This is a genomic window from Reyranella massiliensis 521 (assembly GCF_000312425.1).
GTDB classification, from domain to species: Bacteria; Pseudomonadota; Alphaproteobacteria; order Reyranellales; family Reyranellaceae; genus Reyranella; species Reyranella massiliensis.
Map to the genome: position 1 here is coordinate 4,395,497 of NZ_HE997181.1, position 22,797 is coordinate 4,418,293.

The window sequence follows — 22,797 nt, forward strand, 5'->3', positions numbered from 1 at the left end:
TCTGATGCGTCTGGTCAGCTTTCGCCATGCAGGCACATCCAAGTTTGGCGCGGCCGTCGATAGCGGCATTGTCGATCTCTCCGAGCGTACCGGCGCACGCTGGCCGAGCCTGCGCGCGGCCATTGCCGCCAAAGGACTCGATGAGCTTGCGGCGGCGGCCAAGGATGCCAAGGCCGATCTGCCTTTCGGCGAGGTGGACCTGCTGCCGGTCATTCCCGATCCCGACAAGATCCTCTGCATCGGCCTCAACTATGCAAGCCATGTCGGCGAAGTCGGCCGGCAAGTGCCGGCCCAACCCAGCGTCTTCTCGCGCCTGCACAGTACGCTCGTGGCGCATGGCGGCGCCATCGTGCGGCCGCGCGCCTCGATCGACTTCGATTTCGAAGGCGAGCTGGCGATCGTGATCGGCGAGCGCTGCCGCCATGTCTCGCGCGCCAGCGCCCTTTCGGTGATCGCGGGCTACACCTGCTTCCTCGACGGCAGCGTGCGCGACTTCCAGAAGCATTCCGTGACGGCCGGCAAGAACTTCCCCGCGACCGGCCCTCTCGGCCCCTGGATGGTCACGACCGACGTGATCACCGATCCGCAGCGGCTGGAACTCACGACGCGGCTCAACGACACCGTGGTGCAGCACGACACGACCGATCACATGATCTTCGATGTCGCCACCATCATCGAATATCTTTCGACCGTGACCTGGCTGGAGCCGGGCGACATCATCGCCACCGGCACCCCCGACGGTGTCGGGACCGGCCGCAAGCCGCCGCTCTGGATGAAGCCCGGCGACAAGGTCGACGTCGAAATTTCCGGCATCGGGACTTTGAGCGTCAATGTCGTCGACGAGTGACCCTTTCGATGTGCCGTTGAGCGTCGGCACCGACCGCGAGCGTGGCCGCGAGATCAAGGTCATCGCCCTGATCGCCATCGCGCATTTCGTGAGCCACGTGCACATCATGCTGCTGCCGCCGCTGTTCGGCGAAGTGCGCGAGGCCTTCGGCGTCAGCTACATCCAAATTGGCCTGGCGCTGACGGCCTTCAATGTCGTGTCGGCGCTCCTGCAGACGCCGGCCGGCTTCATGGTCGACCGCATCGGCCCGCGCGCCATGCTGACCGGCGGCCTGCTGCTGGGCACGGCAGCCATTACGGCGGCGGCCATGCTGCCGGGCTACTGGACCTTCGTCATCGCCTACGGCTTCTTGGGCCTGGCCAACACCGTCTATCACCCGGCCGACTACTCCATCCTCTCCGCCACCATCGATCACCGGCGGATCGGCAAAGCCTTCTCGATCCATACGTTCGCGGGCTACCTTGGTTCGGGCATCACCCCGGCGCTGGTGCTGGCTTGCGCCGCGATCTGGGGCTGGCGCGGTGGCTTCTTGGTCGCGGCGGGCCTCTCCTTTGCGACGGCGATGCTGCTAATCGTGGCTGGCAGCGTCCTGCCGCGGATCTCGCACAAGCCCGGCCAGCAGGCGGCAGGCGGCGGCGCCAAGGTCGGCCTCGATCTGCTGCTGAGCGGGCCGGTCCTGCGCAACCTCCTCTTCTTCTTCTGCCTCGCCATGGCCAATGGCGGCATCCAGACCTTCACTGTTGTCGGCATGGGCGAAATCCACGGCACGCCCTTCTCGGTCGCCAACGTGGCGCTCTCCGGCTTCCTGCTGTGCAGCGCCTTCGGCGTACTGGTGGGCGGCATCATCGCCGACCGGACACCTCACCACGAGCGCGTGGCCGCCGTGGGCTTTGCCTGCACCTCGACCATGGCGGTCCTGATGGCCTGGGTGAACATGCCGGCCGCTGCGCTGATCGTCCTGATGTCGGTGGGCGGCCTGCTGAACGGCATCATCCAGCCGTCGCGCGACATGATGGTACGCGCCGTGACGCCGCCTGGCTCCTTCGGCAAGGTCTTCGGTTTCGTCAGCACCGGCTTCAACCTCGGCGGCATGGTAGCGCCGCTGCTGTTCGGCTTCCTGATGGACCAGCATGAGCCGCGCGCCATCTTCATGATCGTGGCGGGCTTCATCCTGCTGGCCTTGGTGACCGCCATCACCCGCACCAAACCACAGAGCACGCCCCATGGATTCGCTGACACCTCCTCCCGTTGATACGACCGAGGCCCTGACCCGCCGCTACGGCGCCGATGCCGTCCCGCCGGCAGGACCGTGGAACGAGACCATCGCGGTCATGCTCGACCACCGTTCGGTGCGCAGCTACAAGCCCGACCCGTTGCCCCCAGGCACGCTCGAGACGTTGATCGCCGCCGCCCAGTCGGCCGCCACCAGCTCGAACATGCAATGGTGGTCGGCGGTCGCGATCACCGACCCCGAGAAGAAGAAGGTGCTGGCGGAGATCGCTGGCGGCCAGAAGCATATCGAGCAGTGCCCACTCTTCATCGCCTGGGTCGCCGACATGTCGCGCAACCAGCGTATCTCGGATGCCGAGAAGACCGCCTTCGAGACGATGCCCTGGCTCGAAACCTTCATGGTCGCCTGCATCGACGCAGCGCTTGCCGCGCAGAACGCCGTGGTGGCTGCGCAGTCGATCGGCCTGCGGACGGTCTATATCGGCGCCATGCGCAACGACCCGATCGGGGTCGCGAAGCTGCTCGACCTGCCGCACCAATCGTTCGTGGTGTTCGGCCTCTGTGTCGGCTACGCGACGGAGAAGGGCGACGGCGAGGTCAAGCCACGCCTGCCGCAGAGCACCGTATTGCACCATGAGCGCTACGACGCCGCGAACGAGGCGGCCCAGCGCAAGGTGTACGATGCCGAAATGAGCCGGTTTTCCGCGCGTCACGAACTTCAGGCGGCAACGTGGACCCAGCGCGTGCTGAACCGCCTGGCGCCTCTCAAGTCGATGAACGGCCGCGAGACGATCCGCGCCTCCCTGGCCAAGCTCGGCTTCGAGATTCGCTAGAGCGCCTTTTCGTAGAACACCGACCGCTTGGAAGCGGGGTAGTCGAGCACCGGGCCGTAGCCGGCAGCCTTGCCGCCGGCCTCGGCCATGCTCATCCGTGCGGCACCAGCACCTGACGCACCGTCGCGACATCCTGCAGGCGATCGAAGCCTTCGTTGAGCTGGTCGAAGCCGATCCGCTGGCTGACCATGCGGTCCACCGGCAGCTTGCCCTGCTGGTAGAGCGCGATGAAACGCGGGATGTCGCGCACCGGCACGCAGCTTCCCATGTAGGAGCCCTTGATGGTCTTCTCCTCGCTGACCAGCATGCTCTGCTTGAAGGAGAAGTCGGCCGCAATCGGCGAGAGGCCCGCCGTTACGGTCGTGCCGCCCCAGCGCGTCACGAGATAGGCCGTCTCCATCGCCTTGATCGTGCCGGCGAGATCGAAGGCATAGTCGACGCCGCCATTGGTAAGGTCACGCACCTGCTGGACGTGATCGGCATCCTTGGCGTTCACCGTGTCGGTAGCGCCGAGCTGCCGCGCCAGGCCGAGCTTGTCGTCGGACAGATCGATGGCGACGATCCGACCGGCGCCTGCAAGCACTGCCCCCATCAGACCACTCAGGCCCACGCCGCCCAGACCGACGATGGCGACCGTGCTGCCGGGCTGGATCTGGGCGGTGTTGATCACTGCACCGACACCGGTCACGACGGCGCACCCGAAGAGCGCCGCCACGTCGAGCGGCAGGCTCTTGTCGATCACCACGACCGAGCCGCGATCGACCACGGCGTATTCGGCGTAGCAGGAGACGCCGGAGTGATGGTGCACCGGCTTGCCGTCATGGTGCAGGCGGTGATGGCCGGACAGGAGCTGACCCGCCGCGCGCGGACTGATCGAACGCTCGCAGATATAGGGCCGCCCTTCGAGGCAGCGCCGGCAGCGGCCGCAGCTCACGTTGAAGGTGAAGCAGACATGGTCGCCCTTCTTGACGTCGTGGACGCCCGCGCCGACCTCGACGATCTCGCCCGAACCCTCGTGGCCCAACACGATCGGCACCGGCCGCGGCCGGTCGCCGTTGATCAACGACAGGTCGGAGTGGCAGAGCCCGCCGCCGCCGACCTTGACCAGAACCTCGCCCTCGCCGGGCGGATCGAGATCGACCTCCATGACATGAATAGGCTTGCTCTTGGCGAACGGCCGCGGCGCGCCGCAGACCGTCAGGACACCGGCTTTCATCTTCATGGCGTTTCTCCCAAGACAGGTTTCGATCGTTGACGCCGTGCGTTTCGCGCGGCGCTAGGCAATTCCTCCGTCGACCCGGACCAGCGATCCGGTGGTGAAGCTCGACTTGCTCGACGCGAGATAGAGCGCCGCGGTCACGATCTCCTCCGGCAGGCCGCTGCGCTTCAGCGCCGCCGTCGGATTGAGCTTATGCTCGTCGCTCCATGCCTTGGAAACGTCGGTGAGGAAGCGGCCGGGCGAGATGGTGTTTACACGCACCTTCGGCCCGTACTCGAAGGCGAAAGCCTCGGTGAGCGCGTTGAGCGCCGCCTTGGCGCCGGCATAGGGCGCGATCTGCGGCCGCGGCCGAAGCGCACCGGCGCTCGAAATGTTGATGATCGAGCCACCCTCGCCTGCCGCCATGCGGCTGCCAATCAGCGACATAAGGCGGAACGGGCCCTTGAAGTTCAGCGAGACGATACGGTCGAAGAGCTGCTCCGGCGTCTCCAGCGACGACGGCGCCAGCGGCGAGGAGCCGGCATTGTTCACCAGGATGTCGACCTTGCCGAAGGCCGCGTAGGCCGCATCGGCCAGCCCGTCGAGTTCCTGCCAGTTGGCGACGTTGCAGGCATAGGTCGCCGCCTTGCGGCCCATGGCGCGCACTTCGGCCGCGACCTTCTCGCAAGTGTCGAGCTTGCGACTGGTGATGAAGACGTCGGCGCCGTGCTGCGCAAAGGCCTTCACCATCTGATATCCGAGGCCACGGCTGCCGCCGGTGACGAGGGCAACCTTGCCCGTGAGATCGAAGTAATTGCTGCTCATGGGTCGGAGCTTATCGGACCTTGGCAGTAGAGGCCCATACGCCACCGCGCCTTTGATCCGCGGTCCGAAACGACCGACGGGCTGGTTTCGACCAATGTCTTCTGCGCATCGCACTTTACTTCCGCCGTGCCGTGGCGCCCCGTCCGGGCACACCTCTTCCCGACTGGCTGCACCGGCAGCACCATGTCTGCACCACGCCCGCTGGAGAATCCGGAACATTCATTGGCCCTCGATCCGGTCGCGCCCGATGCGGTAGACCTCGACCGTCGCCCGTGCGATTTTGATCCTTCTCGTCGATCTTCCTTTCGCGGACCCATGGAGTCGTTGCGCGGCCTCACCTCTTCGCCGGCAAGCGCGTATGACGAACTGGTCACCGGCCAGAAGTCGATCCGCTACCACTGGCAAGGCATTCTGAGCGTCATCCGCTCGCTTCCGGGCGGGCTGAGCGAACGCGTCGAGAGCGCACGTCGGCAGCTCGAGGAATCGGGCGCCACCGTCAACCTGCTCGACGATCGCGGCGCACCGCGTTGGGCGTTCGACCCGCTGCCCTTCGTGATTGCCCCCCACGAATGGGCAACGCTGGAAGCCGGTCTCATCCAGCGCGCGCATTTGCTCGACGCGACGCTGGCCGATCTCTACGGCTCTCAGATCCTGCTGAAGGAGCAGCTGCTCCCGCCCATGCTGGTGCATGCCAACCAGCATTTCCTGCGTCCCGTGCAGGTCACCGACGGCACGGCGCCCCACCGTCACCTTGCCAACTACGCCGTAGATCTCGTGCGACTGGGCGACGGACGCTGGTACGTTCTCGCGGACCACACGGAAGTCCCGTCGGGCATCGGCTATGCCCTGGAGATGCGTCGGGTGCTGGCACGGAGCCTGCCGGAAGCCTTTCGCTCCGTGCCGATCCGCCATCTGCGACCGTTCGTCGACCGCTGGCACGACGCCTTGCAGGCGATGGCGCCGGCCGATATCGCGCAGCCCAGCATGGCGGTCCTGACGCCCGGCTCGCTGTCGGCGACCTATTTCGAGCATGTCTATCTCTCGCGGCTGCTCGGCGTATCCCTGGTCGAGGGCGGCGATCTCGTGGCCCGCGACGGTCAGGTCTCGATCAAGACCCTTGCCGGCCTCAGGCCCGTCCATGTGCTGCTGCGCCGGCTGAACAGCACCTTCGCCGATCCCCTGGAGTTGCGGGCAGATTCGGCGCTCGGTGTCACCGGCATGGTCGAGGCGACACGAAGCGGCCGCATCGCGCTTGCCAATGCCCTGGGCTCGGGCCTGGCCGAGACGCCGGCTCTGATCCCTTTTCTGGAGCGCGTGAGCCAGCGCCTGCTCGGGCGCGGTCTCGACCTGCCGTCGCTCGACGTCTGGTGGCTGGGCGAGCCGGCGGCGCTGGCCTACGCGCTGGCCAATCTCGACCTCATGATCGTGCGGCCCTGCCTCGGCGCCGACCGCGAACCGATCGTCGTCGGCATGCTCGAACCCGCCGACCGCAAGGCATTGGAAGAGCGCATTCGCGCCCAGCCCGGCCAGTTCGTGGCGCAGTATCCGATGACGCCGTCGCTGACGCCCAAATGGAACGGCCGGACTCTGGCGCCATCGGCCGCCGTCCTGCGCGCCTTCGTGGTCGCCGACGGCGACAGCTACCGCGTGCTGCCGGGTGGGCTGGTCCGCGAACCCGTCGGCGATACGGCGCTGCGCTCGCTGGGGCGGCTGAACGGTACGCTGAAGGACGTCTGGGTGCTGACCGAGGACGCAGCCGACGTCCAGGTACCGCCGACGCGGCGCTTCCACCAGCTTGCCGTCGAGCGCGGCAGCGCCGATCTGCAAAGTCGCGTCGCCGACAATCTCTTCTGGCTTGGCCGATACATCGAGCGGCTCGACAACGACGCCCGCCTGCTGCGCACCACGGCGATACGCGTCGCGCAGGGTACAATGGGCCCACGCGACATCGTCGAGCTGCGCCTGCTCGGCCGTCTGCTCGCGCGGGCCAACCTGATGGACCGCACGACCGCCCTGGCATCGCCCGACAGCGCAGCCTTCCAGCAGGGTCTGGCGGCGGTCGCGGCCGACGATCGCGGCCTCGCCACGGTCCTCGACGCCATCCAGCGCCTCGCCGCCACCATGCGCGATCGCTTTTCGGCCGACATGACGACGGCCGCCGGCCCGCTGATGAGCGAAGTGCGCCACCGCCTGCTGGCGGCGCGGGGCAATCTCGATCCGCTGCTCGACGCGCTCGACGAGATCGTGCGCTTCGTCGCCACGCTGTCGGGCCTCGCGCAGGAGAACATGACCCGTGGCACCGGCTGGCGCTTTCTCGATCTGGGACGCCGGCTCGAGCGCGCGCAGCATGTGCTGAACAGCGCTCTCAGCCCTTTCGCCGAGTCGCCGATCGACTGGGACGCCGCGATGCGCCTGGCGCTCGAACTCTGCGACAGTACCATCACCTACCGGACGCGTTACCTCGGCCAGCTCCAGCCCGCGCCGGTGCTCGACCTCGTCGCCTTGGACGACAGCAATCCGCGCGCGTTGATGTTCCAGCTTCATGCCATCGACGGGCACCTCGCCTATCTGGCGCGCGCCTCCCATGTGCGCGTGCCCTTGCTGCCATCGTCCCTCGAGAAGGACTTCGAGGCCATTGTCCGACGGTTCACCGACGACGAGCAGGCCTGGCACCACGAGGGGCTGGCCCTCGCCATGCTGCGCGACGTGGTGGCCGATGCCGACCGGCGGCTCGACCAGCTCTCCAAAGCCATCACGCGCGCCTACTTCAGCCATGTGCCGGCCGCGCAGGCCGTCGGCTCGTTCGGCGGCTGAATCGGAGACGGCCATGCGCTACCTGCTTTCGCACCGCACGACCTACACCTACGCCAGCACGGTCGATTCTGCGCACCACATCGCCCATCTGCGGGCCCGCGACTTCCCCGGCCAGAAGGTGAGCTCGATCGGCATCTCGACCGATCCGGTGCCGGCCTTGGCCGCGCAGCATGTCGATCACTTCGGCAACCTGATCGACATCTATCGTATCGACACGCCGCATACCCGCTTCGACATCGAGGTGCGCGCCGAAGTCGATGTGTGCTTTCCGGAGCCGCCGCCCATGGCGTCGACGCCGCCCTGGGAGGAAATCCGCGCGGCGTTGAGCGGCGACGGCTTTCCGGTTCCGGTCGAGGCGAGCGAATTCATCTACGACTCGCCGCTCGTTCCTTCCGTCGCGGCCTTGCGTACTTACGGCGCTCCATCGTTCACGGCAGGCCGGCCGATCCTCGAAGCGGCGCGCGAACTCACATCGCGCATCAAGGCCGACTTCGAGTATCACCCCGGCGCCACCGACATCAGCACGCCCCTGGCCGAGGTCTTCGCCGGCAAAGCCGGTGTCTGCCAGGACTTCGCCCATGTCGAGATCGCCGCCCTGCGCGCGCACGGCCTCGCGGCCGGCTATGTCTCGGGCTACATCCGCACCGTTCATTCCAAGGACGAGATCGCCTTGCGCGGCGCCGATGCCAGTCACGCCTGGGTCGCCGTCTGGTGCGGCGAACAGGCGGGCTGGGTCCATCTCGATCCGACCAACGATCTCGTGGCGCAGGAGGATCACGTCGCCGTCGCCTGGGGGCGCGACTTCTCCGACGTGAGCCCGTTGCGCGGCGTCATCCTGGGCGGCGATTCGCACTCCTATGGCGTCGCCGTCACCCTGGTGCCGACGGGCTGACGCTCAGCCGCCCAGAAAGTCCTTCGTCCAGCGCGCATAGTCGTCGTCGCGCGTGACGCGCTTCATCAGGTCTGCACTGGCGATACCCGCGAGCTTCGAGGGCTGCGTGCCGTCGCGCAAAGCTTTCAGGGTCTCATAGACGGCCTTCACAGCAGCCGCGAAGGGCTGGTGGCCCTGCAGGGCGATACGGACCCGTCGCGCGCCGAGGTAGGAGAGATCGGTCAGGTCGCCGGAAACGCCGCCCAGGATCAGCGGCAGCGTGGTCGCTTCCGAGATGGCATCGAGTTCAGCACGTGTGCGCACGCCGACGAAGAACAGCGCATCGACGCCCGCCACCTCATAGGCCTTGCCGCGGGCAACCGCATCCTCGAGGCCGGTGATCGCCACAGCGCTGGTGCGGCCCGCGATGCACAGATCGGGATCCTGGCGACCGCCCAGTGCGGCCTTCATCTTGCCCACGCCCTCCTCGATCGAGATCAGCCGTGGCTTGGCCGTTCCATAAGGCGTCGGCAGATCGGTGTCTTCGAGGCTCAGGCCCGCCACGCCAGCGGTTTCCAGCTCCTCCACCGTACGGCGCGCGTTGAGTGCGTTGCCATAGCCGTGATCCGCATCGACCATCAGCGCCAGGTTGCCGGCGCGGTTGATGCGATAGGCCTGATCCGCGAACTCGCTCAGGGTCAACACGATCAGATCGGGTGCGCCCAGCACCGTCATCGAGGCGACGGAGCCCGCGAACATGCCGATCTCGAAGCCGAGATCCTCCGCGATGCGCGCGGAGATCGGATCGAACACCGACCCTGGATGAACGCAGCGCTGTCCAGCGAGCAGCGCGCGAAAGCGCTTCCGGCGATCGGTCCAATGCATGACAAACTCCCCCCTCTTCCCCTGTCTTCTAGCAAAGCCTCGTGCCGCGATGCAGCGGCATGTTTCGACGCGCAAACGCCAACGACTTACGGCGCTTGTCGCTCGCGACGACGAGAGCGTAGCGTTGTCGTCCAGGGTCGTGATGAATCGTGCGCTCGTCCGGCTCAAGACAATGCGCACTGGGGAAATGTCCATGTTCGACGTTCTCGACCGGCAGACGCGGCTGACGGGCAATCAGAAGAAAATCATTGCCGCGGCGGTGATCGGCGACGCTCTCGAGTTCTTCGACTACTTCCTGATCGGCTTCGTGCTCGCCTTCCTGATCGGGCCCTGGAAGCTCACCTTCGGTCAGTCGGCGATCGTGCTGCTGTCATCCGGCGTCGGCGCAATCCTGGGCGCCTATATCTGGGGCTGGCTGGCTGACCGCATCGGTCGCCGCAAGGTGTTCATCGGCACGGTGCTGAATTTCTCGATCGCCACCGGCCTGCTCTACTTCACGCCGGAGAACGGCTGGATCTACATTACCATCATGCGCTTCTTCGTCGGCTTCGGTGTCGGCGGCCTCTATTGCGTAGACCTGCCGCTGGTGCAGGAGTTCGTGCCGGCCCGCAAGCGTGGCTGGGTCGGCGGTCTCGTCACCTGCGTCATCCCGCTGGGCGTCGGTCTCGGAGCCGTGCTGGGTGCCTTCATGGGCGCCGATCAATGGCGTCTGCTGTTCGCCATCGGCGTGCTGCCGTCGCTGCTCGTCCTGCTGGTCCGCCTCTGGGTGCCGGAGTCGCCGGTGTGGCTGGTCCGCCAGGGTCGCTACGAAGAGGCCCGCAAGTCGCTCGCCTGGGCGCTTCAGATGAAGCCCAGCGACCTGCCGCTGCCTAAGGCGCCGCCGGCAGAGCCGCCCAAGGTGAGCTGGTTCGAGCTCTTCAAGTATCCTCGCAGCCTGCTGGTTTCCTGGCTCGGCAACGCCGGCGCCCAGACTGGCGTCTACGGCATCACGCTCTGGGCACCGTCGCTGTTCGTGCTGCTGCTGAAGGTGACGCCGCAGGAAGCCGCCAAGATGATGATCCTTCTCACCGTCATGGGCTTCATCGGCCGGCTTTCCTTCTCCTACCTTTCCGACAAGATCGGACGGCGCTCGGGCGGCGGCCTGTTGGGTATCGGTGCAGGCATCCTCACCATCGTCGCCGGCTACAACTACGACACTGTGCTGCTGGGCGTATCCGCCTTCTGGCTGCTCCTGGCGCTGACCTTCTTCTTCGCCGACGGCGGCTTCGCCATCGTCGGGCCGTACGCCGCGGAAGTCTGGCCCTCGCATCTTCGCACCACCGGCATGGGCTCGGCCTACGGCTTTGGCGGCATCGGCAAGATCATCGGGCCGCTCGGCCTGGCGCTGATCGTCGGCTCGAACAACTACCTGAAGCCCGACGTGCCGCTGCCGCAGATTCCGACGGCCTTTCTCTATCTCGGCTGCTGGTTCCTGATGGCCGGCCTGGTCTATTATTTCCTTGGATTGGAAACGAAGGGCAAGTCGATCGAACAGATCGACAAGGAACTGGCGACCACCTGACACCAACCGTGTTCGACGAGGATTTGCCGTGGATACGTTGATCCCGACTTCCGCCGACCTTGCCGGCGATCAGACCGTAATCTCCCGCGCCGAGGCCGTCCGGCCGGCCGTCGAGGCCGCCTCGAACGAGATCGAGGACAAGCGGCGGCTACCGCCGGCGCTGCTGGACAAGCTGCATGAGGCGAAGCTTTTCCGCCTGCTGCTGCCGCGCTCGTCGAACGGGATCGAAACCGATCCCGTCACCTTCTTCCACGTCATCGAGACCATCGCCCGCGGCGATGCCTCGACGGCGTGGTGCCTCAGTCAGGCGGGCGGCTGCGCCATGTCGGCGGCCTATCTCGACCTGCCGGTCGCGCAATCGATCTTCGGCAAGGATCCGCGCGCCGTGCTGGCCTGGGGTCCCGGCCCCCGGGTCAAGGCCATCGAATGCGAGGGCGGCTACAAGGTCACGGGCGTCTGGGCCTTCGCTTCGGGCGGCCGGCACGCGACCTGGCTCGGCGCCCATTGCCCGATCTATCAGGCCGACGGCTCGCCGCGACTCGACCCGAATGGCGTACAGCAGGAGCGCACCATGCTGGTGCGGACCGAAGACGTGCAGTGGACCGACATCTGGAACACGGTCGGGTTGCGCGGTACCGCCAGCGACCAGTTCGCCCTGACCGATTTCTTCGTCCGCGCCGACCATTCGATTACCCGCGACTTCGAGAAGGAGTGTCGCGAACCCGGCCCGCTCTACCGCATGGGCGCCGGAACTTGTTACCAGGTGGGCTTCGCGGGCGTCGCCTGCGGCATTGCCCGCGGCGCACTCGACAGCTTCGTCGACGTGGCGCGCAACAAGGTGCCGCGCGGCATGAAGAGCCCGATCCGCGACAATGCCGTCGTGCAATCCGGCCTCGCGCAGGCCGAGGTCGGGCTGCGCTCGGCGCGCGCCTACGTGCTGCAGACGATGGCCGGAATCTGGAAAGATCTCTCGGCCGGCGCCACGATCAGCATCGAACAGCGCATCACCGTCCGAATGGCTGCGACCCACGCCATCCACAAGGCCAAGGACGCCGTCGACTTCGCCTATAACGCCGCCGGCGCCACGGCGATCTTCGAGAACCATCCGCTGGAGCGCCGCTTCCGCGACATCCACACCGTGACCCAGCAGTTGCAGGGCCGGCTGTCCCATTTCGAGACCGTCGGCGCCTGGATGATGGGCGTCGACGCCGACCTCACTTTCGTCTGATCAGAACCACGGAGACGGACCATGCCGTTGGGCGTTCTTCAGCACTACACGATCGAACCTTCCGACCTCGAAGCCACCAAGGATTTCTACTGCGACGTGCTCGGCCTCGAGAACGGCGACCGGCCCCCTTTGGGTTTCCCCGGCTACTGGCTCTATTCGGGCGGCGTGGCGACGGTGCACCTGCTGGGAGAGCGCAAGCCACGCGAAGGCATCGTGGTCCGCGGCACCGAGAAGAAATTCGACGACACCGGCCGCTTCGACCATATCGCCTTCGCCGCCAGTGACCTTCCGGGGGTGCGCAAGCGGCTGCAGTCGAAGAACGTCAAGTTCCGCGAGCAGATCGTGCCCCGCACCGGCGCCGCGCAGATCTTCCTCTACGACCCCGACGGTGTCGGCGTGGAACTCAACTTCCCACCGGACGAAGCCAAAGCGGAAGCCAAGGCGTAAGTGCTCCTCGCCCTCGACATCGAGAGAGTAGAGCCCCTCGCCGACGGCGCCCCGTTCGGCGAGGCCGGTGCCTATGAGCGCGTGATCGCGACGGCGCGAGGCGAAGTCGATCCCGCGCATCCCGACAATAGCGGCATCGCCTTGATCGACAAGGCGCCACGCAATGCCGCCGGCAAGGTCGAATACAAGACCGACGTCTTCATCCTGCGGCCCAGGGATCCGGCGCGCGGCAACGGCCGGATCCTCTACGAGGTCAACAATCGTGGCCGCAAGATGCTGTTCGGCAACATCGCCGACGGACCGCAGGGTGTGAACGATCCCAAGACCCTGGCCGATCTCGGCAATGCCTTTCCACTGCGGCAGGGTTACACGATTGTCTGGTCGGGCTGGGATCCCGATGCACCGCGCGCCAACATGGGTCTCGCCCTTACAGCGCCCATCGCCACGGACAACGGCCAGCCCATCGTCCAGACCGTGCGCGAGGAGTGGGTGTCGGGCACGCGGCTCGGCGTGCTGGAAACCTTCAAGCTCTCGCATGAAGCCGCCACCCTGGAGCAGAACCGTGCCCGCCTCACGGTGCGCGAACGCGCCAACGACGAGCCGCGGGAACTGCCGCTCAATCAATGGTCCTTCGTCGATGGCCGTTCGATCAAGCTGCGCGACGGCACCAAGGCGCAGCCCGGCTATCTCTACGAATTCCACTACGACGCCAAGAACCCCAAGGTGCAGGGGCTGGGCTTCGCCGCCACGCGCGACCTTGTCAGCTGGTTGCGCCACGACCCTGCGGCGACCAAGGCAACCGGCGCACCGATCTCGCATGCGCTTGCCATCGGCTTCTCACAGGCCGGCCGCTATCTGCGCAACCACATCTCCGAAGGCTTCAATCGCGACGAGCAGGGCCGGCGGGTCTTTGACGGCGTGCACAGCCATATCGCCGGCGTCGGCCGCATCTTCTTCAACACGCCGTTCGCCCAGCCGGCGCGGACCAACACCCAGCACGAGGATCACGGCTTTCCCGAGAACGAGTTTCCCTTCTCGACGGCACGCCTCGACGATCCCCTGACCGGCAAGACGGGCGCGCTGTTCCGCGGCGACGGCTGCGATCCGCTGCTGATCGAAACCAACACCTCGACCGAGTATTGGCAAAAGGGTGCCTCGTTGCTGCACACCGACCCGCTCGGTACTCGCGACATCGAACTGCCGGCCAACTCGCGCGTCTACATGATCGCCGGCACCCAGCATGGTGGCCGCGCCGGTGCCACGACCGATCCCGGTCCCAACATCAATCCGCGCAACCCACACAATCCGATGCCGGCCGTGCGCGCCCTGCTCGTCGCGCTGGACGAATGGGTCATCTCCGGCAAGGCGCCGCCGCCCAGCAAGGTGCCGACGCTCGCGGCCGGCACCCTCGTCGATGCGGGCAAGACCGGATTCCCCTCGGTGCCCGGCGCGGCCGTGGTGCGTGTCACCAACAGCGTGTCGCCGCCCGGCGACTGGACGGACCCGAAGCCTGCCGGCAAGACCTATCGCACGCTGGTCTCCAAGGTCGACGCCGACGGCAACGAAGTCGCGGGTGTGCGCCTGCCCGACATCGCGGTTCCGCTCGCCACCTACACCGGCTGGAACGAGTACAAGCCGCCCTATCCGAAGGGTGAGATCGCCGACCGTGATGGGAGTTGCCTGCCCTTCCCTGTCGACAAGGCGGCCCGCGAAAGCTCGGGCGACCCCCGCCCCTCGATTGCCGAGCGCTATAAGAGCGGCGCCGACTACATCGCCAAGGTTCAGGCCGTCGTCGACCAGTTGCTGGCCGAGCGGCTGATCCTGCCCGAAGACGCCGCGCGCTACATCGAACGTGCCCGTCGCGAGCCACGCGTCGCACCCTGAAGGAGATCGCAATGGCCAAGCTCGATCGCGACGGTGTGAAGATCCACTACGAAGTGCACGGCCCCGGCAATGGCAAGGGACCGATGATTCTGTTGAGCCACGGCTACAGCTCGACGTCGCGCATGTGGGATGGCCAGGTCGCCGCCCTGAAGGACCGTTACCAGGTCGTGGTCTGGGACATGCGCGGCCATGGCGACAGCGATTATCCCAAGGACCCGAGCCGCTATTCCGAAGCCCTTACCGTCGGCGACATGGCTGCGCTGCTGGATGCGGTCGGCGCGAAGAAAGCGATCGTCGCCGGCCTGTCGCTCGGCGGCTACATGTCGCTCGCCTTCCATGCCACGCATCCCGAGCGCGTAGACGCGCTGATGCTGTTCGACACCGGCCCCGGCTTCAAGAAGGACGAAGCCCGCGCCAAGTGGAACGAGACGGCGCATCAGCGCGCCGCCCGTCTCGACGCCGAGGGACTGGCCGCGCTCAACAGCAGCGACGAGGTCAAGATCGTGCGCCATCGCGATGCGTCGGGCCTCGCCGGCGCCGCACGCGGCATGCTGGCCCAGCAGAACGACCGCGTGATCCAGTCGCTCGACAAAGTTGCCGTACCCACCCTGGTTCTGGTCGGCGCCAACGATACCGGCTTTCTCGCCGCTACCGACTACATGGCGGCCAAGATCAAGGGATCGACCAAGGCGGTCATTCCCGATGCGGGCCACGCAGCCAATCTGCACCAGCCCGCCCTCTTCAATCAGGCCGTCGAGGCGTTCCTCGCCACGCTGCCTCGGGCTTAACAGGAGAAGACAATGAGCAAGCGGATTGCGGTCGTCGGCACCGGCGCCCTGGGTGGTTACGTCGGCGGCTATCTCGCCAACGCCGGCCTCGACGTCACCCTGATCGACTTCTGGCCGGAGAACATCGAGACCATCCGCAGCCGTGGGCTGGAGCTCGACGGCGTGACACCCGAAGAAAAGTTCACGGTCAAGAACGCCAAGACCATGCACCTCACCGAGATGCAGGATCTGTCGCGCCAGAAGCCAATCGACATCGCCTTCGTCGCGATGAAGTCCTACGACACCGAATGGGCGACGGCGTTGATCAAGCAGTATCTGTCGCCGGACGGCTACATCGTGTCGCTGCAGAACTGCCTGAACGAGGAGCGCATCGCGGGCGTCGTCGGCTGGGGCAAGACCGTGGGCATGGTGGCCTCGCTGATCTCCGTCGACATGTACGAGGCGGGCCGCATCCGCCGTACCGTCGCCAAGGGCGGCGACAAGCACACGGTGTTCCGTGTCGGCGAAGTCCATGGCCGCATCACCAAGCGGGTCGAGGAGCTGCGCGAGATGGTCGCCATGATCGACAGCGCCAAAACCACGACCAACCTGTGGGGCGAGCGCTGGGCCAAGCTCTGCCAGAACGGCATGAAGAACGGCGTTTCGGCGGCCACCGGCATGACCGGCACCGACTGCGACCGCAACGACGCGGTGCGCCGCTTCTCGATCCAGCTCGGCGGCGAGGCTGTGCGGGTCGGCCAGGCGCTGGGCTATCACATCGAGAAGATCGGCAAGCTCGAGCCCGAGACCCTGGCCAAGGCGTCGGAGAACGATAAGGCCGCCCTCGACCAAGTCGAGGCGATCCTGAGGCCCGGCTCCAACACCAATCCCAACCCGCGTGCGGACATCCAGCGCCCCTCGATGGCGCAGGACATCCTGAAAGGCCGCCGCACCGAGATCGAGTTCATGAACGGCTACGTCGCCGAGCGCGGCACCTATATCGGCGTGCCGGCGCCCGCCCACACCAAGCTCACCGAGATCGTGAAGAAGGTCGAGCGCAAGGAGCTGAAGCCCGCCGCCGCCCTGCTGGGCGGCTGACGCCGATCATCGGCCCGTGAAGACCGCGGCGCGGCGTTCGACGAAGGATTTGATGCCTTCGGCGGCGTCGGCCGAGCCCATCACCCGCTCGCGGATGGCCGGGATCGCGTCGATGGCGGCCTTCTCGCCGGCCTCGATGAACTTGCGGCCGGCTTCCTTGGTGACCTGGATGCCGAGCGGTGCATTGCGCGCGATGATCCGCGCCAGCTCCATCGCCCGTTCGACCTGACGGCCCGCCGGCACGACCTCCTGAACGAGCCCGATGCGATGCGCTTCGGCCGACGAGAACTCGTCGCACAGCAGCAGGTGGTACATGGCGTCGCCCCAGCCGGCGCGCGTGATGAAGCGGAAGTGGGCGCCACCCAGCGGAGCAATGCCGCGCTTGGCCTCCATCTGACAGAAGCGGCAATCGTCGGCGGCAACGACGATATCGCCCGCCAGCATGAGCTCAATACCGACCGTGAAGACGATGCCCTGCACGGCCGTGACGATCGGCTTGCGGCACTGGTTCGCCAATCCAAAGGGATCGGTGTTGCCCTCCGGCCGCGGCTTGCGCGTCGCCGTAGGCCCAAAGAACTTGGGCATATCGAGACCGGCCGTGAAGTCTTTGCCCTCGGCACAGAGCACACCGACCCAGAGATCGTCGTCCTTGTCGAGCAGGGTGAGCGCGTCGGACAGCTCCGCCATCATCTCCGGGCTGAAGGCATTCTTCTTGGCCGGATTGTCGATCACGATCTTGAGGATATGGTCGTGGCGTTCGTGGAAGACTCGACCCTGGCTGGGGGTTGCGCTGGTCGACATGCGTTGTTTCTCCCTTCCATCGAACTTGCCGGAACGACGCCCAGCCTCTTGGGACGGCTCGCCCCGGTGATCTTCATCGCTCTCGATAGTCAGTGTGAAAATAGCACTGTTCAAATTCCAAAAACTCATATCGCCACGAATTCTTCGTTCCTGAGTGAAATTGACAAGTGTTGAAACAGAACTGACAGTCGCAGTCGTCAGGAGGGAACATGACAGCACGCAACGCATCGGCGGCAATTATCGGTGCCGGCGACTTCATCGGCGCCGCCATCGCGCGCAAGTTCGCGGCCGAAGGGTTTTCGGTTCTCGCGGGACGGCGTAACGGCAACAAGCTCAGCCCCCTGCTCACCGACATTGCCAAGGCTGGCGGCACGGCCAAGGGCCGGTCGCTGGACGCCCGCAACGAGGCCGACATCACCTCCTTCCTGCAGGAGGCGGAGGCCCTGGCGCCGCTCGAAGTCTGCATCTTCAACGTCGGCGCCAACGTGAACTTCCCCCTGCTCGACACGACGGAGCGCGTCTTCCGCAAGGTCTGGGAGATGGCCTGCTATTCAGGCTTCCTGGCAGGACGCGAAGCGGCCCGGCTGATGCTGCCGCGGGCCAAGGGCGCGATCTTCTTCACCGGCGCGACCGCGAGCTTGCGGGGCGGCGTTGGCTATGCCGCCTTCGCCGCCGCCAAGGCGGGCCTGCGCGCCGTCGCCCAATCCGCCGCCCGCGAGCTCGGCCCCAAGAATATCCACGTCGCCCACCTGGTGATCGATTCCGGCGTCGACACGGCCTGGGTGCGCGAGCGCATCAAGCAGCGCGAAGGCGAAGATGCTCTTGCGGCCCTGCCGCCCGACCGGCTGATGCGCCCCGAAGCCGTCGCGGAAGCTTACTGGTCTCTCTACCAGCAGCCGCGCGACGCCTGGAGCTCTGAACTCGAGATCCGTCCTTTCGGCGAGAAGTGGTGACCCATGCCAAAAGTAGAATTCCTCTTCGATTTCGGCAGCCCCAACGCCTATCTCAGCCATCTTGTCATTCCCGAGATCGAGAAGCGCACGGGCGCGACGTTCGTCTATCTGCCGGTGCTGCTGGGCGGCGTCTTCAAGCTGACCAACAACCGCTCACCGGCCGAGGCCTTCGCTGGCGTCAAGAACAAGCCGGAGTACCATCGCCTCGAAACCGAACGCTTTGTCCGCCAGCACGGCATCGCGCGCTACAAGCACAATCCGTTCTTCCCGGTGAACACACTCATGATCATGCGCGGCGCCGTGGCGGCACGGCAGCTCGGCATCTTCGGGCGCTATGTCGACGAGGTTTACCGGCACATGTGGGCCGAACCCAAGAAGCTCGACGACCCGGCCGTGCTGCGCGCGGCACTGCTCGAATCGGACCTGCCGGCGGACCGCCTGTTCGAGCTTGTACAGACGGCGCCGGTAAAGGAAGCTCTGATGGCCGAAACGCAGCGTGCCGTCGACCGCGGCACCTTCGGTTCGCCGACCTTCTTCGTCGACGACGACATCTATTTCGGCAAGGACAAGCTGCGCGACGTCGAAGAGGCGATCGTCGCCAAACGATAGAGTGAGAATGCGCGAACGCCGAAACCGCCATGCAGTGGAATAACCTCGAAGACGAGGCCTGTTCGCTGGCACGGACCGTCTCGGTCATCGGCGACCGCTGGACCCTCTTGATCCTGCGGGACTGCTTCCTGCGCATCCGACGCTTCGAGGATTTCCAGACCCGGCTCGGCGTGACGCGTCCCATCCTGGCCAACCGGCTGCGCAAGCTGGTCGACGATTTCGTCCTGGCCAAGGTGCCTTACCAGGAACGGCCCCTGCGCTACGAATACCGGCTGACGCAGAAGGGCCTCGACCTCTACCCCATCGTCATGTCGATCGTTCACTGGGGCGACGTCCATATGTCCGGCCGGAAAGGCCGGCCGCTGCTGCATCAGCATCTCAGTTGTGGCAAGGACTTCGACCCTGTCATGATCTGCTCGCAATGCGGTGAGCCGCTCGATCCCAAGCGGGTGCATGCCCATCGCGGCCCCGGGGCACGCAATCCGCAGCATTTGCCACCGGCGCCCGGCGCCAAAAAACCAGCCATACGTTCAAGGGAGAGAAGCCGATGAAGACCAGGATCACCGAGCTGTTTGGGATCGAGCACCCGATCATCCAGGGCGGCATGCATTATGTCGGCTTCGCCGAGCTGGCGGGGGCCGTCTCCGAAGCCGGCGGTCTCGGCATCATCACCGGCCTGACGCAACGCACGCCGGAGGCACTGGCCAACGAGATCAAGCGCTGCCGAGAGATGACCAGCAAGCCGTTCGGCGTCAACCTGACCTTCCTGCCGTCGGTCACGCCGCCCGACTATCCGGGCTACATCCGCGCCATCGTCGAGGGCGGCGTCAAGATCGTCGAGACGGCCGGCAACAATCCGCAGAAATGGATGCCGGCACTGAAGGAAGCCGGCATCAAGGTGATCCACAAGTGCACGTCGGTGCGCCATTCGCTGAAGGCCGAGCAGATCGGCTGCGACGCCGTCAGCGTCGACGGCTTCGAATGCGGCGGCCATCCCGGCGAGGACGATGTGCCGAACTTCATCCTCCTGCCGCGCGCCGCCGAGGAGCTCAAGATTCCCTTCGTCGCCTCGGGGGGCATGGCCGACGGCCGCTCGCTGGTCGCCGCCCTGTCGCTGGGTGCCGACGGCATGAACATGGGCACGCGTTTCATGGCGACCAAGGAAGCGCCGATCCACGAGCATGTGAAGCAGGCGCTGGTGGCCGCCAGCGAACTCGACACGCGGCTGGTCATGCGGCCTCTGCGCAATACCGAGCGCGTGTTGAGGAACGCCGCCGTCGACCGCCTCATCGAGAAGGAGAAGGAGCTGGGCTCGAAGATCAAGTTCGAGGACATCCTGCCCGAGGTCGCCGGCGTCTATCCGCGGATCATGCAAAAGGGCGAGATGGATGCCGGCGCCTGGTCCTGCGGCATGGTCGCCGGCCTCATCCGCGATGTTCCGACGGTGAAGCAGCTCATCGACCGGATCATGGCGGAAGCCAACGCCATCATCGGCGAACGGCTAGCGAAGTTCGCCCGCGCGGCGTAGCTCTAGCGGACCCTCGCCAGCATGATCTTGGACGAGGTTCTGTCGACCCCGGAGATGGCGGCGGTCTCCTCGGGACGGTCTTCGGCCGGCCCGACATCACCTGTACGTGCGAGCTGATCGACGCCATTCCCGGCCGCATCGTGCCTGCGATCGCGGCACTTGCCTCCCAGACCGATCCTCACGCAAGGTTGAGCCCATGACGATGTTCCCGATCAAGCGCCTCGGCTTCTTTACGCGCCTGCTCGACCAGACGACCGCTGCCGAACGGTACCGGCTCGCCACCGAGCAGATCGTGCATGCCGAGAAGAACGGCTTCGATTCGGCCTGGATCGCCCAGCATCATTTCCACGAAGGCGAAGGCGGCCTGCCGGCGCCCTTCGTCTTTCTGGCGCATGCCGCGGCCCACACGTCGCGCATCCGGCTCGGCACCGGCATCGTCACCCTGCCGCTGGAACTGCCAATCCGCGTAGCCGAGGATGCCGTCGTCACCGACTTGATGAGCAATGGCCGCCTCGAAGTGGGCGTCGGCCCGGGCGGCAACCTGACCGCCTTCACCGCTTTCGGCCTCGACAGCAACGACCGCCACAGGCTCTTCGACAGCCATCTCGAAACGCTCAAGACGGCCTGGGCCGGCCGCGAGCTGGAGGGCGGCGACAAGCTCTACCCGTCCAGCGCAGGCTTGGTCGACCGCATCTGGCAGGCGACCTTTACCGTGTCGGGCGCGCGCCGCGCCGGCGCCGCCGGCGACGGGTTGATGCTGTCGCGCACCCAGCCGCGGCCACCGGAAGCGCCCCAGGCATCGCTGGCCGATATCCAGAACCCCATGCTCGACGCCTATCTCGAAGCGCTGCCCAAGGGGCGCGAGCCGCGCATCCTGGCCTCCCGCACCGTCTTCGTGGCCGACGACCACGACGACGCCATGCGGCTCGCCGAAGTCGGCCTGTCGCGCATGCGCCACCGGCTGGCGGCCACGGGCAATCTCACGTCGGGAAATCTGGTGGGCGACCTGATCGCCGCCATGGATGTGCATATCGGCACGCCCGACGAGGTGATCGCCTCGCTGCGGACCGACTCTACCCTGCAGCGTGCCACCGATCTCACCATGCAGGTTCACTCGATCGATCCGCCGCATCCCTATATCCTGCGCTCGATCGAACTCTTCGCCGGCAAGGTTGCGCCGGCTCTGGGCTGGACGCCTCACAAGGAAGCGGGAGCACGACAAGTCGCATGACCGATGTGATCGATACGCTGGTCGGCATCACGCCCGGCTCGAAGCTGGACGCGATCCGCGCCCAGCGCTCCGAAGCGCGCAAGCACGCCCAGGCAAGCTATGCGTCCCTGTTCGAGCCGAAGGACCTGGGCGGCGTCACCGCCGACGAGCGCCACGCCGTCGCGGCGTTCGTGGCAGGCCTGCACGGCGAGCCGAAGACGGGCGCCTTCTATGCCGCCAAGCTGCCGGCGGGCCTCGGCGCCGCCATTGCCGCCGAAGTCGCGGCCGCCAAGAGCAAAGGGCCCTACGGCCATTTTCCCAAGGGGCCGCTTTCGACAGAGGATGCGCCGGGTCCGACCTGGAAGGCGAGCGACGCCAGCCGAAAGGTGCTGGGGCCTCGCCTGACGGCCGCCTTCGAGCACACCCACATGCTGGTCTTCCATCCGCGCGATGCATCGGCGCCGTCGCTGCAATCGCTGCTGGATGCCGGCTGGTCGACCACCGACATCGTGACGATCTCCCAGCTCGTCTCCTTCCTCTCCTATCAGATCCGGGTCGTTGCCGGCCTGAGCACGCTTGCGAGCACGCTATGAGCACCAAGACGACAGAGAAGACGCTGACGCCGCCGCCGCACACCGAGCCGGTGGTCTTCACCCGCGACATGCTCGACTGGCTGCCCTGGCTGGAGCCGATGGCAGAGGCCGACATGACCGAGCGGCACCTGGCCAGCCTGGTCGACGCGGCGCGCGTGAAGTCGCCCTACTTCAGGCTGCTGGCGCGTGATCCCGACGTGCTGGAAGCGCGGACCCGCACCGACAAGGACATTTTCTACAATCCCGAAGCCGGCCTGCCGCGCGCCGAGCGCGAACTGGCTGCCGCCGCAACGTCGCGGCTGAACGGCTGCATCTACTGCGCCTCGGTCCATGCCCGTTTCGCGGCGACCTATTCCAAGCGCGTCGACGACGTACAGCGCCTGCTCGACGAAGGCGTCGACGCCAGGCTCGACGAGCGATGGGACGCGATCGTGGCCGCCTCGGTGGCCCTCACCACCATCCCGATGACCTTCGGCAAGGAGCATGTCGAGCGCCTGCGCCAGGTCGGCCTCGACGATGCCGCCATCGCCGACCTGATCGGCGCCGCCTCGTTCTTCAACTGGGCCAACCGGCTTATGCTGTCGCTGGGCGTTCCCGCGACTCAGGGGTAAGGGC

The 22,797-nt window shown here is 66.3% G+C and carries 22 protein-coding genes; 18 read left to right on the top strand and 4 right to left on the bottom strand.

Features of this window, described 5'->3' with window-relative positions; genetic code table 11:
- Nucleotides 1-4 precede the first annotated feature (4 nt).
- Genes BN60_RS21440 through BN60_RS21450 form a run of 3 tightly spaced genes read left to right on the top strand, consistent with a single transcriptional unit; the run spans nucleotide 5 to nucleotide 2,910 of the window.
- A complete protein-coding gene (locus BN60_RS21440) occupies nucleotides 5-847 on the top strand; it encodes a fumarylacetoacetate hydrolase family protein (protein ID WP_020698205.1) in 843 nt (280 codons plus the stop codon).
- Nucleotides 831-2,099, top strand: a complete 1,269-nt coding sequence (locus BN60_RS21445; protein ID WP_020698206.1) for an MFS transporter — start codon at nucleotides 831-833, stop codon at nucleotides 2,097-2,099. Before BN60_RS21440 ends, BN60_RS21445 begins: the two co-directional genes overlap by 17 nt.
- Entirely contained in the window at nucleotides 2,071-2,910 is an 840-nt protein-coding gene (locus BN60_RS21450; RefSeq protein WP_020698207.1) for a nitroreductase family protein, read from the top strand. The genes BN60_RS21445 and BN60_RS21450 overlap by 29 nt, the downstream gene beginning before the upstream one ends.
- Nucleotides 2,911-3,001: 91 nt before the next feature.
- On the opposite strand, the gene BN60_RS21455 is transcribed toward BN60_RS21450, so the two are convergent.
- Together BN60_RS21455 and BN60_RS21460 are read right to left on the bottom strand one after the other, a co-directional pair.
- Nucleotides 3,002-4,132, bottom strand: a complete 1,131-nt coding sequence (locus tag BN60_RS21455; RefSeq protein WP_020698209.1) for a zinc-dependent alcohol dehydrogenase family protein — start codon at nucleotides 4,130-4,132, stop codon at nucleotides 3,002-3,004.
- 54 nt (nucleotides 4,133-4,186) lie between these two features.
- On the bottom strand, nucleotides 4,187-4,933 hold the full coding sequence (locus BN60_RS21460; protein ID WP_020698210.1) for an SDR family NAD(P)-dependent oxidoreductase: 747 nt from the start codon (nucleotides 4,931-4,933) through the stop codon (nucleotides 4,187-4,189).
- Nucleotides 4,934-5,248: 315 nt separating this feature from the next.
- On the opposite strand from BN60_RS21460, the gene BN60_RS21465 reads away from it, so the two are divergent.
- The gene (locus tag BN60_RS21465; RefSeq protein WP_020698211.1) at nucleotides 5,249-7,747 is read left to right on the top strand and encodes a circularly permuted type 2 ATP-grasp protein; all 2,499 of its coding nucleotides are present in this window, start codon (nucleotides 5,249-5,251) and stop codon (nucleotides 7,745-7,747) included.
- 13 nt (nucleotides 7,748-7,760) lie between these two features.
- A complete protein-coding gene (locus tag BN60_RS21470) occupies nucleotides 7,761-8,639 on the top strand; it encodes a transglutaminase family protein (RefSeq protein WP_020698212.1) in 879 nt (292 codons plus the stop codon).
- A 3-nt stretch (nucleotides 8,640-8,642) separates the two neighbouring features.
- Here BN60_RS21470 and BN60_RS21475 read toward each other — a convergent pair whose 3' ends face one another.
- A complete protein-coding gene (locus BN60_RS21475) occupies nucleotides 8,643-9,503 on the bottom strand; it encodes an isocitrate lyase/PEP mutase family protein (RefSeq protein ID WP_020698213.1) in 861 nt (286 codons plus the stop codon).
- Nucleotides 9,504-9,696: 193 nt separating this feature from the next.
- On the opposite strand from BN60_RS21475, the gene BN60_RS21480 reads away from it, so the two are divergent.
- The 6 genes from BN60_RS21480 to BN60_RS21505 are packed head-to-tail and all read left to right on the top strand — an operon-like array spanning nucleotide 9,697 to nucleotide 16,488.
- Nucleotides 9,697-11,064, top strand: coding sequence for an MFS transporter (locus BN60_RS21480; RefSeq protein ID WP_020698214.1), 1,368 nt, complete (start codon nucleotides 9,697-9,699; stop codon nucleotides 11,062-11,064).
- A 28-nt stretch (nucleotides 11,065-11,092) separates the two neighbouring features.
- Nucleotides 11,093-12,292 (top strand): acyl-CoA dehydrogenase family protein, encoded by a 1,200-nt coding sequence (locus BN60_RS21485; protein WP_020698215.1) that lies wholly within the window; start codon nucleotides 11,093-11,095, stop codon nucleotides 12,290-12,292.
- 21 nt (nucleotides 12,293-12,313) lie between these two features.
- Nucleotides 12,314-12,739, top strand: coding sequence for a VOC family protein (locus BN60_RS21490; protein WP_020698216.1), 426 nt, complete (start codon nucleotides 12,314-12,316; stop codon nucleotides 12,737-12,739).
- Entirely contained in the window at nucleotides 12,740-14,623 is a 1,884-nt protein-coding gene (locus tag BN60_RS21495; protein WP_020698217.1) for an alpha/beta hydrolase domain-containing protein, read from the top strand. It begins immediately after the preceding gene.
- An 11-nt stretch (nucleotides 14,624-14,634) separates the two neighbouring features.
- Entirely contained in the window at nucleotides 14,635-15,411 is a 777-nt protein-coding gene (locus BN60_RS21500; protein ID WP_020698218.1) for an alpha/beta fold hydrolase, read from the top strand.
- A gap of 12 nt (nucleotides 15,412-15,423) precedes the next feature.
- A complete protein-coding gene (locus BN60_RS21505) occupies nucleotides 15,424-16,488 on the top strand; it encodes a ketopantoate reductase family protein (protein WP_020698219.1) in 1,065 nt (354 codons plus the stop codon).
- A 6-nt stretch (nucleotides 16,489-16,494) separates the two neighbouring features.
- Here BN60_RS21505 and BN60_RS21510 read toward each other — a convergent pair whose 3' ends face one another.
- A complete protein-coding gene (locus BN60_RS21510; RefSeq protein ID WP_020698220.1) occupies nucleotides 16,495-17,289 on the bottom strand; it encodes a crotonase/enoyl-CoA hydratase family protein in 795 nt (264 codons plus the stop codon).
- A 209-nt stretch (nucleotides 17,290-17,498) separates the two neighbouring features.
- Between BN60_RS21510 and BN60_RS21515 the strand changes: the two genes are divergently transcribed.
- The 7 genes from BN60_RS21515 to BN60_RS21550 all read left to right on the top strand — a co-directional run bounded on the left by BN60_RS21515 (nucleotide 17,499) and on the right by BN60_RS21550 (nucleotide 22,793).
- Entirely contained in the window at nucleotides 17,499-18,242 is a 744-nt protein-coding gene (locus BN60_RS21515; protein ID WP_020698221.1) for an SDR family oxidoreductase, read from the top strand.
- Between the two features lie 3 nt (nucleotides 18,243-18,245).
- A complete protein-coding gene (locus BN60_RS21520) occupies nucleotides 18,246-18,851 on the top strand; it encodes a 2-hydroxychromene-2-carboxylate isomerase (RefSeq protein WP_020698222.1) in 606 nt (201 codons plus the stop codon).
- 29 nt (nucleotides 18,852-18,880) lie between these two features.
- Entirely contained in the window at nucleotides 18,881-19,402 is a 522-nt protein-coding gene (locus BN60_RS21525; protein WP_020698223.1) for a winged helix-turn-helix transcriptional regulator, read from the top strand.
- Nucleotides 19,399-20,379, top strand: coding sequence for an NAD(P)H-dependent flavin oxidoreductase (locus BN60_RS21530; protein WP_020698224.1), 981 nt, complete (start codon nucleotides 19,399-19,401; stop codon nucleotides 20,377-20,379). Before BN60_RS21525 ends, BN60_RS21530 begins: the two co-directional genes overlap by 4 nt.
- A gap of 196 nt (nucleotides 20,380-20,575) precedes the next feature.
- Nucleotides 20,576-21,610, top strand: a complete 1,035-nt coding sequence (locus BN60_RS21540) for a putative FMN-dependent luciferase-like monooxygenase (protein ID WP_020698225.1) — start codon at nucleotides 20,576-20,578, stop codon at nucleotides 21,608-21,610.
- A complete protein-coding gene (locus BN60_RS21545; RefSeq protein WP_020698226.1) occupies nucleotides 21,607-22,182 on the top strand; it encodes a CMD domain protein in 576 nt (191 codons plus the stop codon). The genes BN60_RS21540 and BN60_RS21545 overlap by 4 nt, the downstream gene beginning before the upstream one ends.
- The gene (locus tag BN60_RS21550) at nucleotides 22,179-22,793 is read left to right on the top strand and encodes an alkylhydroperoxidase domain protein (RefSeq protein ID WP_020698227.1); all 615 of its coding nucleotides are present in this window, start codon (nucleotides 22,179-22,181) and stop codon (nucleotides 22,791-22,793) included. Before BN60_RS21545 ends, BN60_RS21550 begins: the two co-directional genes overlap by 4 nt.
- The last annotated feature ends 4 nt before the right edge of the window (nucleotides 22,794-22,797 follow it).

What these genes read in the sequence shown, in the direction of transcription:
- BN60_RS21440 (WP_020698205.1), top strand. Translation starts at nt 5, where the DNA reads ATGCGTCTGGTCAGCTTTCGCCATGCAGGCACATCCAAGTTTGGCGCG.
- BN60_RS21455 (WP_020698209.1), bottom strand. Translation starts at nt 4,132, where the DNA reads ATGAAGATGAAAGCCGGTGTCCTGACGGTCTGCGGCGCGCCGCGGCCG.
- BN60_RS21505 (WP_020698219.1), top strand. Translation starts at nt 15,424, where the DNA reads ATGAGCAAGCGGATTGCGGTCGTCGGCACCGGCGCCCTGGGTGGTTAC.
- BN60_RS21515 (WP_020698221.1), top strand. Translation starts at nt 17,499, where the DNA reads ATGACAGCACGCAACGCATCGGCGGCAATTATCGGTGCCGGCGACTTC.
- BN60_RS21465 (WP_020698211.1), top strand. Translation starts at nt 5,249, where the DNA reads ATGGAGTCGTTGCGCGGCCTCACCTCTTCGCCGGCAAGCGCGTATGAC.
- BN60_RS21460 (WP_020698210.1), bottom strand. Translation starts at nt 4,933, where the DNA reads ATGAGCAGCAATTACTTCGATCTCACGGGCAAGGTTGCCCTCGTCACC.
- BN60_RS21510 (WP_020698220.1), bottom strand. Translation starts at nt 17,289, where the DNA reads ATGTCGACCAGCGCAACCCCCAGCCAGGGTCGAGTCTTCCACGAACGC.
- BN60_RS21530 (WP_020698224.1), top strand. Translation starts at nt 19,399, where the DNA reads ATGAAGACCAGGATCACCGAGCTGTTTGGGATCGAGCACCCGATCATC.
- BN60_RS21540 (WP_020698225.1), top strand. Translation starts at nt 20,576, where the DNA reads ATGACGATGTTCCCGATCAAGCGCCTCGGCTTCTTTACGCGCCTGCTC.
- BN60_RS21490 (WP_020698216.1), top strand. Translation starts at nt 12,314, where the DNA reads ATGCCGTTGGGCGTTCTTCAGCACTACACGATCGAACCTTCCGACCTC.
- BN60_RS21475 (WP_020698213.1), bottom strand. Translation starts at nt 9,503, where the DNA reads ATGCATTGGACCGATCGCCGGAAGCGCTTTCGCGCGCTGCTCGCTGGA.
- BN60_RS21525 (WP_020698223.1), top strand. Translation starts at nt 18,881, where the DNA reads ATGCAGTGGAATAACCTCGAAGACGAGGCCTGTTCGCTGGCACGGACC.
- BN60_RS21545 (WP_020698226.1), top strand. Translation starts at nt 21,607, where the DNA reads ATGACCGATGTGATCGATACGCTGGTCGGCATCACGCCCGGCTCGAAG.
- BN60_RS21470 (WP_020698212.1), top strand. Translation starts at nt 7,761, where the DNA reads ATGCGCTACCTGCTTTCGCACCGCACGACCTACACCTACGCCAGCACG.
- BN60_RS21550 (WP_020698227.1), top strand. Translation starts at nt 22,179, where the DNA reads ATGAGCACCAAGACGACAGAGAAGACGCTGACGCCGCCGCCGCACACC.
- BN60_RS21500 (WP_020698218.1), top strand. Translation starts at nt 14,635, where the DNA reads ATGGCCAAGCTCGATCGCGACGGTGTGAAGATCCACTACGAAGTGCAC.
- BN60_RS21445 (WP_020698206.1), top strand. Translation starts at nt 831, where the DNA reads ATGTCGTCGACGAGTGACCCTTTCGATGTGCCGTTGAGCGTCGGCACC.
- BN60_RS21450 (WP_020698207.1), top strand. Translation starts at nt 2,071, where the DNA reads ATGGATTCGCTGACACCTCCTCCCGTTGATACGACCGAGGCCCTGACC.
- BN60_RS21480 (WP_020698214.1), top strand. Translation starts at nt 9,697, where the DNA reads ATGTTCGACGTTCTCGACCGGCAGACGCGGCTGACGGGCAATCAGAAG.
- BN60_RS21520 (WP_020698222.1), top strand. Translation starts at nt 18,246, where the DNA reads ATGCCAAAAGTAGAATTCCTCTTCGATTTCGGCAGCCCCAACGCCTAT.